The organism is Mesorhizobium sp. M7A.T.Ca.US.000.02.2.1, assembly GCF_003996995.1.
Lineage (GTDB): Bacteria > Pseudomonadota > Alphaproteobacteria > Rhizobiales > Rhizobiaceae > Mesorhizobium.
This window is the reverse complement of record NZ_RZTT01000162.1, coordinates 1-12,436: the sequence shown is the minus strand read 5'-3', so window position 1 is coordinate 12,436 and position 12,436 is coordinate 1. Positions and strand designations below refer to the sequence as shown.

Genomic DNA, 12,436 nt, shown 5'->3' with positions numbered 1-12,436 from the left:
CTTCGTAGCGGCCCTTACGACCTTCGATGCGTCGGCCGATCGACGGGTCGCCCTGGTGATCGGCAATTCCGACTACCGGCAATTCCCGGCGCTGAAGAACCCGGTCAAGGATGCCGAGGACGTCTCCAAGACGTTTCGACTGGCAGGGTTCGAAGTTTTCGTTGCAAGCAATCTCACCAAGCTGCAGTTCGAAGAGCAGTTCCGCAATTATCTTGCCGCGATCGATGGCGCCGACCTCGCCGTCGTCTACTATTCCGGTCACGGTTTCCAGATCGGCGGCGAAAACTTCCTGATTCCCGTCGATGCCTCGTTGAAGCAGGCTGCGGACATCGAGGTCCAGGCCATCAAGCTCAACGATGTCCTGGAACAGATGCGTTCGAAATCGAAGATCCAGGTGATCGTCCTCGATGCCTGCCGCAACAATCCGTTCCCGCGCAAGAATTACTGGCTGAGAGACCAGCTTATCACCGCCGGCAACGCCGGGCTCGCGCAGGTCAGAAGCTCGCTGAACACGCTCATAGCCTTTGCCACCGAGCCTGGGGCGGCGGCCTATGACGGCAGCGGCGACCTCAGTCCGTTTTCGGCGGCGTTTTCCCGTCGCGCGCTGGCCCCGAACCAGGAGATCCGCACGGTCATGGCGGCGGTGCGCCGGGATGTGGTGGAGGCAACAAAAGGCCTGCAGGTTCCCTGGGAGAACTCGTCGCTGATCGACGAAGTGGTGCTGATGCGCCGCAGCAACCGCCCCTCGCTGCCGCCGGTGCTTGAAAAGGTCGTGTTGTCGGGGGTCGGCCCGGTCGATTTAGGCCTGCCGGAACCGGTCGATGTCGACGGCGGAACGATCACCGTGAGCATCGAGAGACCACCTGCTCTCGGCCGCCTCATGCTGGACGGGAATCCTGTCGAGGTTGGCGAACCGATCCAGGGCAAGGACCTGCCGCGTTTGCAGATGGATGTGCCCAAGGGGGTCGACGCGCAGGACGAGGTGGATATGCTGGCCTACGCCACGCATGACAATTGGGGCGGTCAAAGCCAGGGCATCCTGGTGTTCCGGGTCAAAAGCGGCGAAGGCGCCCATGGCGAACAGGTCATGGCCTCGCTCGCGGCCGAGCAAAAGCAACAGGTGGTGGAGCGCGGCATTCATATCACCGGTGCCGCCGAGGCGATCGAAAACCGCGACATTGATGTTCCCGTTGGCGTGGGCCCGGTTGCGCTTAACCTGGATTTCCCGACCGACGATCCCGCGGTCAGTCTCAAAGTTTCGGCATATCCCGCGACAGGAACCCTTTCGCTCCCCGACAGAACCCTGTCACCTCAGTCCAGCCTGATGGCCGCTGAAGTCGACCGGCTGCGCTACGAACCTCAGATCGGAGTCGTCGCGCCGGTCGAGGTCGGCTTCGAAATCCGTGCGGACAGCGCTTCGTCCAAGCCCGCCACGATGAAGCTGTCGCCAAGCGTCGATCCGTGCGACTCCGCCGCCGGCGAGCCTCTGGACCTGCAGGGCGTCGTTCCCGGCCTGCTGCCGAACGAAATCGGCGCCAGCGCCGTGGAGCTTTGCCAGGCCGCTGTGAAGGCCTATCCCGATGTCCCACGCTTCCGCTACGAACTGGGGCGCGCGCTGCTCGCAACTGGCAAGGTCGAGGAAGCGAAGACAGCCATCGAGGAAGCCGCCAAGGAGGGACATGTGCGTGCTGTGTTCGAACTCGGCTACATGTATGCGACGGGAACCGGTCTGGTCATCGACCGCACGCAGGCCAACGCGCTTTACGAAGCGGCATCCGACAAGGGCGATCCCTACGGCATGACGTCGTGGGGCCGCGCCTTGTTCAATGGCTATGGCGTCAAGCCCGATACCGCCAAAGGTCTGGACCTGCTGCTCAAGGCGGCCGCGATGGGGCACACCTATGCCATGAACGATCTCGCCGCGATCTTCACGGAAGGCCGCAACGGCGTGACCGCCGACCCGGCCCGCGCCGTTGCCTTTTTGAAGGCGGGCGTGGAACGGCAGGACATGTATTCGATGAACCTTCTCGGCCGTAACTACCTGGCCGGCGTGGGTGTCGACAAGGACCCCAAGCAGGCACAGGGGCTTTTTCAGAAGGCCATGGACCTGGGCCAGCCCCATGCTCCGAGCAATCTTGCGCGCATGTATCGGGATGGCGTCGGCGTGGACCGCGACCTAGCGGAAGCGCAAAGGCTGTTCGAGTTGGCGACGGCGCGGGGCGACCAGTTCGGTGCCTTCGATCGAGCGGCCCTCGAAATGCAGAAGGGCGACAAGGCCGACCAGGCCATCGCCGTGCGTTTCTTGGCATTCGCGGCCGCACTGGATTTCCGCAAGGAGCTGCCGGACGCCCGCAAGGCGCTTGCGAGTTTCGGTGCGAAGCCGAAGATGGCGGCGTTGAATCAACTGCGCCAGGAACTCAAGTCCAAGATTCCTGCGTCTGGTTCGCTGGACACGCAACTGGTCAACATGGCCAGGGGGGTCTGGGAAGAAGCCAATCCGCGTCGGGATGTTTTTTGATCAACGAGGAGGCAATGGTGGGCAGGGCATCGAAGCAAGCAATCATCGGAACAATTCTTTCCGGCGTCCTGGTGGCTCTCATGGGCTGTACGTCCCTGACGCCCAAAGCCGAGCCGACGCCGGTGGCGGCAAAGCCTCAGCCGAAGGTCGTTCGCACGACCCCTCCGCGGAAGGTCTTCCAGCAGAAAAAGGTCGTCACCAAGAAAGTCGTCAAGCCGTTTGAGGACGAAACCGTTCCCCCGCCTGTAATCCCCACTATGGGGGGCGGCGGCTCGAGCGGCGGCGGCTGGGGAGGTTGACCATTGTAAGTGCTGATGGGCAGCCGGCTGCGACGGCCATGATTGCAGCTGAGTCGACTTCGTATCAGCAGACTGCAGTCTTCGTGAGCGTTTACTTCGACTTTAGCCACCATCCTGCAACTCAGGCTGGAGTGGATTTTCCCCTTTGCGGGCGATCAGTGGAGATGCTCGCCAAGCGCGAGCAACTGCTCTATGCTTTTGCCGGCACCGCATGATTGTGATGCGAAAACGGAAGTCTGTTGTCCTGGGCAGGGGGCGTTCCATGTTCGAAGCCGTCGCATTCTGCACAATGACAAAATCCCGAAGCTGGCGTTTGGCTGCAAGGGCCCTTGGCCTGATCCTCGCGTGCGGCCTGCTCTTGTTCGTGCCGGAAACCGCCAATGCTGGCCCGAACTGGACGCTCGATCCGTCCGCATCAGTCATCACCTACCAGTCGGTGAAGAAAAACACGATCGTCGAGACAAACAAGATCAGGAATATCACCGGCACGCTCAGCTCGGCGGGTGATGCCAAGGTCACCTTCGACCTCAATTCGGTCGATACCGGCGTCGACCTGCGCAACGTCCGCATGCGCTTCCTGTTTTTCGAGACATTCAAATACCCGACGGCCGAGCTGACCGCCAAGGTGGACCCCGCCGCATTCGCCGATCTAGCGACAAAACGCAGGGTGAAGTCGACGCTGCCTTTCCGTCTCAATCTGCACGGCGTCGACAAGGACCTCGAGGCCAGCATCGTCGTCACCATGATCAGTGACAACATGGTCTCCGTCGCTTCGGAGGCTCCGGTCGCGGTTCATGTGGAGGATTTCGGCCTGCTGCCGAATGTCGACAAGCTTCAGCAGGCGGCCAATGTGACCAACATCGTTCCGACCGCGTCGGTGTCCTTCGATTTCGTCTTCACCGCTGACGGCAGCAAGCCCGCCGCCGCCCAGACCGTCGCTGCAAGCACAGCCGACGTCGGCCCCGTTGCCACCGACGCCGCCAAGGCGAACTTCAGCGATGAGGAATGCTTGAACAGGTTTGCCGTGCTCTCACGCACCGGCGCCATCTACTTCCGGCCGGCCAGCGCGCGGCTCGATGCGAAAAGCCGCCCATTGCTGACGGAGGTCGAAGGTGTCGTTGGCAAATGCCCAAGCCTGAAGGTCGAGGTCTCCGGCTATACCGATTCCGATGGATCGCCGGACGCAAACAAGCAGTTGTCGGAGCGGCGCGCCCACGCGGTTGCCGACGCCTTGATTGCCGAGGGTATTCCGCGCAATCAGATCAGCGCCGCCGGCTATGGCGAGGAGCGGCCGGTTGCCGCCAACGATACGCCGAAGAACAAGGCGCTCAATCGGCGGATCGAGTTTTCCGCCACCAAGCCCGTGAACTGAGGTTCCGGTGAGGTCCGATCTGATCGCCTGTTGCGGTGGCCTCTTTCGTGCCGTCGGGCTTGCCGCGCTTGCCTTGCTTTTGACTGTAACAGCCGCCAGTGCCGAGCGCCGCGTCGCGCTGGTTCTGGGCAATTCCCAGTACCAGCACGCGGCGCCGCTCGCCAATCCGGTGCGCGACGCCCAGGCCATGGCCGAACGCTTGAAGAAACTCGATTTTGAGGTCGTTTCCGGCTTCGACCTGACCAAGCTGCAGACACAGGCGACGATCGAGCAGTTCGCGAAACAGGTGCGCGGTGCCGACATCGCGCTGTTTTTCTATGCCGGCCACGGCCTGCAGGTTTCGGGCAAGAACTATCTGCTTCCAGTCGACGTTGCGCTGGAAGATGAAACCTCCCTCGACTTCGAAGCCGTGTCGGTCGATTTCGTTTTGCGCCAGATGTCACGAGAGACCAGCATCAGCATGGTGTTTCTCGACGCTTGCCGCGACAATCCCCTCGCCGAGGTGCTGGCCAAGACCGCGGGCGTCAACGGCGCCAGCAGCGGCCTTGCCGAGATCCCGGTAGAGAATGGTAGCGCCGGCACGCTCGTCGCTTTCGCCGCCAGTCCCAATCAACTTGCCTATGACGGGTCGGGCGAACATTCGCCTTTCACCTCGGCGCTCCTCAAGCGTATCGGCGAATCCAACGTCTCCATCACCGACGCCATGAACAGGGTCACCAGCGACGTCTTCAAGGCAACCTCCGGCAAGCAGCGTCCCTGGATCAACGTTTCGCTGAAAACGGATGTCGTTCTGCACAAGGTCGATCTCAATGCGCCGTTGATCGTGGGCGAGGCGAGCGCACCTCCAACCGAAGGCGGCTCCGACGCAAGCAACACCGGCGCTGCAGGCGCATCAGGCCAAAGTGACGACCAGCTTGCGCTCGATGTGCTGCGTCAGAAGATCCCCAGGCTGGCTTCGGACGATCCGATCTTTTTCAACCATCCGATCGATTTCGGTGATCCGGCAATCGATGGCAAGAGCATCGCCCAGCTGATCAAGGGCAAACCCCTGTTCAGCCCGGTGGAGGGATTGGACAAGTCGGTATGGGAGGACAAACATTGCGACGGCTGCCATGAATGGGACGAGGCACGGCTATGCGAACAGGCGAGAAATTTCGCCACCAACGATGCTTCCGTTTTGCGCCTGCAACATCCACTTGGAACGCGCTTCAAGGTGGCGCTTGCCAAATGGGCTCAAGGTGGCTGCAAGTAAGCATCCGCCGATTGGCGCAGCGCCTCGATCTCGGCCATCTGGATGCCCATTTCGACAAACGCGGAAAGAACGGCAAAGCGGTCCACCAGTGCGACACGCGCCAGCCCGGCCAGAACACCGGCATTGACTGCATGGGCGGCAGGAAACGTTAAGGCCGATGGTGCTTCTGCGCCGACAACAGATCCGACAATAAAGGAACCATTGTCACGCCATCCCGCCGCCCGGGCAATCCAGGCTCCCGGCGTTGTTGGCGGCGTTGCCTCTGCCTGGCTCACTGCGGCGCGATGGTGGGGGCTGTCCGGTTCACCAACCCAGTCGCGAACATAGGCGAGCAAATCGTGATCAGTCCCATCGAGCAACTCGCTCAGATGGCTCAGGCATTCATGCGCCCACCAGACCGCAGCCCGATCGGGAAGCAGGTAGGCACAGAACGTGATCGCCTCTTCGGGAACGCGCCCGGCGAGCAGGTCGCGGCAAAACTCGATCGATTGCTGTTCGGTTGGAAGGGCTCTCATGTCCCGGGCAATAGCGGGACAAGCCATGAAGAGATCCTGTGCCGTTTTGAATCGGAGCTCATTGGCCATGACCGCCACGCCTTCATCGAGAAGCTCCAACCACTCAAGCCCCAGGCGCGGCGCGGGTCAAGTCTCAACCGGTGACGCTGCAACAACTGCCGGCACCGCCGCATCCCCTGGCGTTTATCGACAGACAATTGCCCCGGAATTTGGTATGATCACCACCATCGAAATCGGATGCTCAAACAGGAGTAACCGCTATGCAGTGGGGCAGTTCAGCCTTGGTGTTGGCAGTCGTGTTTTTCTCGACTCACGCTTCCGCCGACCCTGTTCAGAAATCAGAAGACATCGTGAAGTTTTTTGCCGGCGCCGCCGACCTCGGTAAGTCGCGAGGAATTTGTGTAGGAACCGAGGAAGAGTGCAAGAGCAAGACCAAGGCAAAAGACGCGCCGGCCGAAAAATCCAGCCTCGATATGCTGATCAATTTCGGGTTGGATTCGGCCGAACTCGACGCGACAGCGCGCAGTGAACTCGACGAGTTCGCCAAGGCCTTGAAGGACAGGCGGCTGAGCACATTCAACTTCGTTGTCGAAGGCTACACCGATGCCACCGGCACGGTCCACTACAACGAAGGCCTGTCGCAACGGCGAGCGCAATCGGTGGCAGCCTTCCTGACGGCCAATGGTGTCGAGGCCGCCCGCATCAACCCGATCGGCATGGGCGAAAAGAATCCGCGCAGCCCCAATCCGTACGATCCGGCTAACCGCCGCGTGGAAATGCGGATAAAGACGCAATAGCACCTACCGCGTGCCACTGTTCCAGGAACGCCGGCGGTCAGTTCTTGAGCACGCCGCCCACAGCCACACCGGTGCCGAAGATCAGCGCCTTGGTGAGGAAGTCGTTGTTATCCCGGGGCGGCGGAAGATCATCATCCTGCCGCACCACTGTGTCCCGGTTGCGCCGCTTCTGAACGACCTGCTGTTGTTTGCGGGGTTTCTGTGCCACCGGTCTCTGCGTGCGGACCTTCTTTACCACCTGTTTTTTCGGCTGCGTCGCACGGGCCTGATCGGCAGCATATCTGGCGCGCACGGTTTCCATCATCGGATCAGTCTGGATCACCAGGAATGCAAGTTGCTCGCGTGTCAGATAGCTGGTCTGCGGCAGGCCGTTCTCCACCTGCCAAATACCGATCGCCTGGCGGGTCTGTGGGCCTATGTTTCCGTCGACGCGGCCAAGCTCGTTGCCCAACGCTTCGATGCGCAATTGCAAGTCGATGCGACCCTGGCGGTCGAGGCCAATGGCATTTTCCGTCAACTCGGTGCCCGGTGTTTGCTTCACCTCGTCGGGGACGCCGACCGAGGTGCGCACTGCGGAGCCGGAACTGGCGTTCGCCTGGTCCGTATCGAGTGCCGCGACCTGCCGGTTCTGGGCTTCCGGGTCGTTCAATTCGTCGATGTTCAGCCGCGCCACCGTGGCGAAGCGGCCGTTTGGGAACTGCTCGAGATAGGCCTCGTAGAACGGCACCGAGTTGCGCTTGGAGGCTTCATCCCAGAGCCGCTGCTCGACTTCCCAGGAAGGCGGGTCACCAACCACCAGCGTTGGGGCGGTTGCCGCCCCGGCATTGGCAGGCTGTGCTTCAGGCGCCGCCACGACAACGGGTTTTCCAATGAAGACCTCGCGCCCCAGCGACGCGTTGTGCCAAGGCCTCTGGCGACCTTGCGTCGTCTCGGTCACTTCGCCGCGCACGCGCGTCAGCGCGCTCTGGATCTCAATGCCGGGTTCGGTCAGGTGCCTGGCGAGCGCCGTGGAGTAAGGGCTGTTGACGCCGTTGCCGTCGAAAGCGATGGCGCCCGGATCGGTTGCATAGGCGATCAGGATGCCGCCCGTGCCTACGCCGTCCGATCTTGCTTCGATCGGTGCCAGACCGGACCCCAACGAACGCGACTTCGGCAGCGAGGCGGCCAGCGTCCTGGCGAGCGGATTGTCGCGGCAGGCATCGAGTATGATCACGCCGACCGCCGGATCGGGCGGCAGCGCCGCCAAGAAGTCGTCGACCTGAATGGTGCGGGTCTTGAGATAGGCCGGCGACGTCAACTCGGCGTCGACCGGTATCACGAAATTCTTGCCGTCGACCTGCATGCCGTGCCCGGCATAAAAGATGACGGCGAGGTCGGCATCGTAAGACTGCTCTGTGAACCGGCTGATGAGGCTGTGCATGCCGGCATTGTCCTGATCCATCCCCTCGATCACCTCGAAGCCGGCATTGCGCAGCGTGGAGGCGATGAGGTGCGCGTCGTTGGCGGGGTTGGGCAAAGCGACAGCATGAATGTATTTGCTGTTGCCGATGACCAGCGCAACGCGCTTGGCGTCGGGCGTGGCTGCCTCGGCGCTGAACGCGGCAAGGACAAAAAGGAAAAATCCCCTCAGAAATACGGTCAACGCTTTCATGGACCAGCCCTCCGCCCACCAGGGCGCACTGTTGATGTCTGCGCATGCTAAATTTCGTCAGCGACAAGGTCGCTTATGCCAAAATGGCTCTTGGGCTTATGTGATCCTGACCACAGTCTTGGTTCACAAAGGACCCGAAAAAGTTTGCTATTGTAACACTTGGCAGCAGGAACACCAATGGTCTGGAGCGAAACGCGCGCCGCGCGGGGCGGGTCAAATCGAGCCTATTAGAGTCGTAATCGCCTGCTTGTATTTTTCGAACTCCGGCGATGTCTGGCGGACTTCCGTCGTGGTCGATACCGGTTGGCCTGCGCCGGTCCCCGCGGGGCTGAGCTTTCGGCCCATTTTCCTTTCGGCCCAGTCCACGACATAGCCGGCGGTCTTGCCGGTGAGGAACGGGTTGGCCTGAATGACGGCCGACCCGAGCACGGCGCTCAATTGCGCCGAACCCGACGCCGACAGCACCTGATGCGCGCCTTCCATGCCCAGGAAATGGCAGAGATAGAGCCGGCCGGCTGTGATCTGGTGGCCTCGCGCCCGAAGATAGGCTTCACCCTCGCGCGCAAGATTGCGCACCATCTCGCGCGAGATCGTGTAGTCGTAGCGCAGAGCAAGGAGATCCGCATTTGAAAGTGTGCGCGCCAGTTCGGGACGGTAGGTGTTCATCATCCTGATCCAGGTCTTCGATATGAATTGGCCGGCACCGGTTGCTGAAGAAAGCGGGTTCTTGGCGCGGGCGCTGCCACCACTTTCGACATGAACGATACGGTCGGTCAGTGTTTCGACAGCAGGATCGCTCGTTGCGACCGTGGCGGTCACCGTGCCCAGCGGGTCGATCGCCCCGCCATTCTGATAGAGTTCGAAATGCAGATGCGGCCCGGTCGACAGGCCGGTGGTGCCGATATAGCCAATGATGTCGCCGGCCTTCACCTTTGTGCCGACACCGCTTGCGATTGCGAATTTCTGCATATGCGCGTAGCGCGTCTCGCGTCCGGTGGCATGCGCAATCTTCACCAGGTTGCCGTAACCACCGCCGTCGCCCTGGAAGGCGATCTCGCCGTCGAAGGCGGCTGCGATCGGCGTACCCGAGGGGGCTGCCCAATCGACGCCCTTGTGGATGCGAACCACGCCCAGAATTGGGTGCTTGCGCGGACCGAAGGTGGACGTCATGACCCCGTTGACCGGCGTGACCATGCCGTTGGTGACCGTCAGCGAGCGAACCTGATCGTCGCCGGTAACGCACGCAAACTGACCGTCGCTCTGCTGGAAGACGAAGCATTCGAGGCTCTTTTCAGTACCCTGCACACCGACATACAGCACGCGTCCGTCGGTCTCGCCCTTGCCGCGGGGCGTTTGCGAATAGAGCAGGACGAGGCGCTGGTCCTCGCTGGCGAAGGCGTCCAGATCCTGTCCTCTCGACAGGTACATGATCGCTTCGCCGATCACGCCGGTCGGAACTTTGTTGCGCGCCGCCGTCGAATAGATTGCGTCGAGCAGGCGATATTGCCGCTTGTGCGTGCCTTCTCCCGGTGCACCCGAATAGTTGAACAGATCTTCGCGGACCCAGGGATCGACACCCGATACGAATGCACCCGCGGCGTTGCGCGTCAGCGTGCCGACAAAGACGTTCTTGGCGTAGATCGACACCTGCATGAGCGACATTGTTGTCGTCTCGCGCGTCGGCCTGAAACCACGCATGGCGACGACATAACCCGGTTCCAGGCCTTCCCGGTTGAAAAGCGCCTTCAGCGCTTCGCCCGCCCGCCTGGCGTCCTCGACGGAGAAATGCACATCGAGCGCAACGCTGTCCAGGCTGCGGTCGTTGAGGATTTTCACGAACGTGTCTTCGGTCGCCTCGAACCGCTGATACTCATTCGTGACGGTTGCGACACTCGTGTTGTTTTCGATCTGTGTCTTCTGGAAGGCGGGCAGGGCTGCTTCGCCTGCATCGATTGTTTCACCCCAGCCGGCTTCGGGATCGTCGGTGCCCATCTGCTGCCCCGAAGCAGCCGGAGCCTCGTTGGGGGCAGGCGAGGGCTGAAGATCGTTCTGCAGATCCCCCGCCGGCGGCTGAAGATCGTCCTGCAGATCGTTGGACGGCGGCGGGGCGGTCTGCCGTTGCGCCTGGAAGAATGCGAAGTCTTCCTGCGTCGACGGTATCGTCGTCATGAATTTTTCGCTGGCGCTGAGCATCACATCCGACAGGATTTCGATCTGCGGAGAAATCCCGGCCTGATCGAGATCCGCCGGCTTCGCGATCGAACGGCCCCTCGACGTGGCGTCGGCGTCGGGGGCAGGGGTGATCCACATCGGGTCCCCGGCAAGGTCGATAATGGCAGGCACATAGACCGATGCATCGGCCGGCACGTCGTCCACCCCTTCGACCGCGTGAAGCTCTTCGTCTTCGTCGCCGAACGACCAATAATCGGCGGTGAGGTAGAAGCCCACGGCGATCGACAGCATGATGATCGCGGCAAGACCGGCAAGCAGCCGGCGCCAGAGCCTGCGTCTGCGAAGCGCAAGGCGCGCCTGCTTCTTCTGCCTGAAGCTCGTGTCGATAGTGTGCGTCACGGGCTGTTTCCGGTCAGGAAGAACGTCCACCGCGCCTGTTCGAGCGTATCGACTTCGAGAAATTGCGCCGCGATATGGCCGCGTTGCCAGCATTCCTCGATGCCGCGGGTCGAGAAACGCCTTCGCTCGATGCACATTTCGGTCGATCCCGTCAGGATCGCGTGGCCGAAGACGTCCGTTGCGTAGATGTAGATGTAGCGGTTGGTCAGTTCCTCGCGAATGACATTCACGCACTGATTGGCGCCGATGGTCCACCAGCCGTCTGTCTGATCGGCATTGTCGACCTTCTGGCCGACTGCGAGATTGACGACGTCGAGTGTCTGATTGCAGACCGTGAATTCGGCTCGCGCTTCGCCGGATGACAGCACAGCCAGCAGCGCGGCGCCCGCGATGACCGCAAGCTTCATGTGGCCCGCTAAGGCGAGCAGGGCGCGAACCGGTTCACACTGCTTTATGGGCAGGTCGGCAGACGAGTGGGGCAAACACGGGCAGCGTTCCATCGGGGGCCCATGACTATCCGCCGAGCCGGAAATACTTGGCAGTGGCTGAGAACTGAGATCCGTTGGTCTCGATTTCCTCGAGAATTTTGGGTAGCAGCGCCGAGGCTGGCGTCGGCGCCGAGAATGCGGCCGCCTCAATATCCTGGGGTCCCGTGATCACCATTATGATCTGCGGCACGGCCTTTCCAGCGGCCTTGTCGGCGGCGCCGAGGCCAATCGGGATGCTGAAGGTGGCTTTGTCCGACTGTGCGACGATGCGATCGTCGAGATTAAACACCATGCCCTTGTGATCGATCAGCAACACGCTGGAAATGAGCCCGCCACGCGTCACCAGCGTGCCGCTGATCGGCGTACCGTTCGGCACCGACGTCCGGTCGAGAACAAGCTGCGGCTTGTCGGCCGCGGTCTGTCCCAGAAAGCGCAGAAAATTGGTGACTTCGCACTGGCTTGGCTCAATGAGGCGGACGCTGATGTCGGGCTCCACATGGAATTTCGCCTGGAAATCGCCCAGCATGCGTTCGAATGGCTGGACCGCTGTTCCAAATCCTTCGATCGCGGCTGCGGTGTCGGTTGACGAATTCATGGTCGCATAGAAACAGTCGCCGCCGCCGAAGTCGCGAATCCAGGAGACTCGTTGCGCGATGTCGTCCACGGCCGGAGGAATCGCCGGTTTGGGCACGTTCAACGCGACGACAGGTTGGTCCGGCTGCTTGGCCGCCGGTGGCACTGTCTTTTGGCTCTCGGCGTTCGCGGCATCCGTCTGGCTTGCAGTGGGTTTGGGCGCCGGCCCGGCAACCTTGGGTTCTGCCGGCTGGCTGATCTGCGGCTCCGGTTTGGGCTTTGGGCTCTCCACAAACTCTGGCTGGGCCGGCGGTGTCTTTTCGGATGGCTGCTGCGCGTCCGTTGCCGGTGACTCCGGGGGGCCCTCGGTTTGCGCGGGGACAGTGGGCTTGGCCGGCTC

10 protein-coding genes and 1 pseudogene are annotated in these 12,436 nt (G+C 61.8%); 6 read left to right on the top strand and 5 right to left on the bottom strand.

Annotation, left to right across the window (positions count from 1 at the left end; translation table 11 throughout):
* The 5 genes from EOD15_RS16880 to EOD15_RS16860 all read left to right on the top strand — a co-directional run.
* A partial coding sequence (locus tag EOD15_RS16880) for a caspase family protein (RefSeq protein WP_127408651.1) occupies positions 1 to 2,518 on the top strand: 2,518 nt, incomplete at its 5' end.
* Complete coding sequence (locus EOD15_RS16875; RefSeq protein ID WP_245463691.1) at positions 2,515 to 2,817, top strand: hypothetical protein; 303 nt, start codon at positions 2,515 to 2,517, stop codon at positions 2,815 to 2,817. The genes EOD15_RS16880 and EOD15_RS16875, both read left to right, overlap by 4 nt.
* Positions 2,814 to 3,032 carry a hypothetical protein gene (locus EOD15_RS16870; RefSeq protein WP_127383555.1) on the top strand — a complete coding sequence of 73 codons (219 nt, stop codon included), beginning with the start codon at positions 2,814 to 2,816 and terminating at the stop codon, positions 3,030 to 3,032. Before EOD15_RS16875 ends, EOD15_RS16870 begins: the two co-directional genes overlap by 4 nt.
* 98 nt (positions 3,033 to 3,130) lie before the next feature.
* Entirely contained in the window at positions 3,131 to 4,189 is a 1,059-nt protein-coding gene (locus tag EOD15_RS16865) for an OmpA family protein (RefSeq protein ID WP_245463690.1), read from the top strand.
* Between the two features lie 7 nt (positions 4,190 to 4,196).
* Positions 4,197 to 5,441: a caspase domain-containing protein gene (locus EOD15_RS16860; RefSeq protein WP_127321073.1), complete on the top strand. Its 1,245-nt coding sequence runs from the start codon at positions 4,197 to 4,199 to the stop codon at positions 5,439 to 5,441.
* On the opposite strand, the gene EOD15_RS16855 is transcribed toward EOD15_RS16860, so the two are convergent.
* Positions 5,423 to 6,055 (bottom strand): hypothetical protein, encoded by a 633-nt coding sequence (locus tag EOD15_RS16855; RefSeq protein WP_245463689.1) that lies wholly within the window; start codon positions 6,053 to 6,055, stop codon positions 5,423 to 5,425. The two genes, EOD15_RS16860 and EOD15_RS16855, sit on opposite strands and share 19 nt — an antisense overlap.
* A 161-nt stretch (positions 6,056 to 6,216) precedes the next feature.
* Here EOD15_RS16855 and EOD15_RS16850 point away from each other — a divergent pair, with 161 nt between their 5' ends.
* The gene (locus EOD15_RS16850; protein ID WP_127321072.1) at positions 6,217 to 6,753 is read left to right on the top strand and encodes an OmpA family protein; all 537 of its coding nucleotides are present in this window, start codon (positions 6,217 to 6,219) and stop codon (positions 6,751 to 6,753) included.
* 37 nt (positions 6,754 to 6,790) lie between these two features.
* Here EOD15_RS16850 and EOD15_RS16845 read toward each other — a convergent pair whose 3' ends face one another.
* The 4 genes and pseudogenes from EOD15_RS16845 to EOD15_RS16830 form a co-directional block, all read right to left on the bottom strand.
* Entirely contained in the window at positions 6,791 to 8,404 is a 1,614-nt protein-coding gene (locus EOD15_RS16845) for a caspase family protein (RefSeq protein WP_127321071.1), read from the bottom strand.
* Between the two features lie 213 nt (positions 8,405 to 8,617).
* Positions 8,618 to 10,975, bottom strand: a complete 2,358-nt coding sequence (locus EOD15_RS16840; RefSeq protein WP_127321070.1) for a M23 family metallopeptidase — start codon at positions 10,973 to 10,975, stop codon at positions 8,618 to 8,620.
* Positions 10,972 to 11,382 (bottom strand): DUF1036 domain-containing protein, encoded by a 411-nt coding sequence (locus EOD15_RS16835; RefSeq protein ID WP_164761783.1) that lies wholly within the window; start codon positions 11,380 to 11,382, stop codon positions 10,972 to 10,974. Before EOD15_RS16835 ends, EOD15_RS16840 begins: the two co-directional genes overlap by 4 nt.
* A gap of 106 nt (positions 11,383 to 11,488) precedes the next feature.
* A pseudogene (locus EOD15_RS16830) lies at positions 11,489 to 12,436 on the bottom strand (serine/threonine protein kinase); the annotation flags it as partial.

Excerpts from the sequence above, each read along its gene's own strand:
- EOD15_RS16850 (WP_127321072.1), top strand. The coding sequence starts at position 6,217 with ATGCAGTGGGGCAGTTCAGCCTTGGTGTTGGCAGTCGTGTTTTTCTCG.
- EOD15_RS16845 (WP_127321071.1), bottom strand. The coding sequence starts at position 8,404 with ATGAAAGCGTTGACCGTATTTCTGAGGGGATTTTTCCTTTTTGTCCTT.
- EOD15_RS16835 (WP_164761783.1), bottom strand. The coding sequence starts at position 11,382 with ATGAAGCTTGCGGTCATCGCGGGCGCCGCGCTGCTGGCTGTGCTGTCA.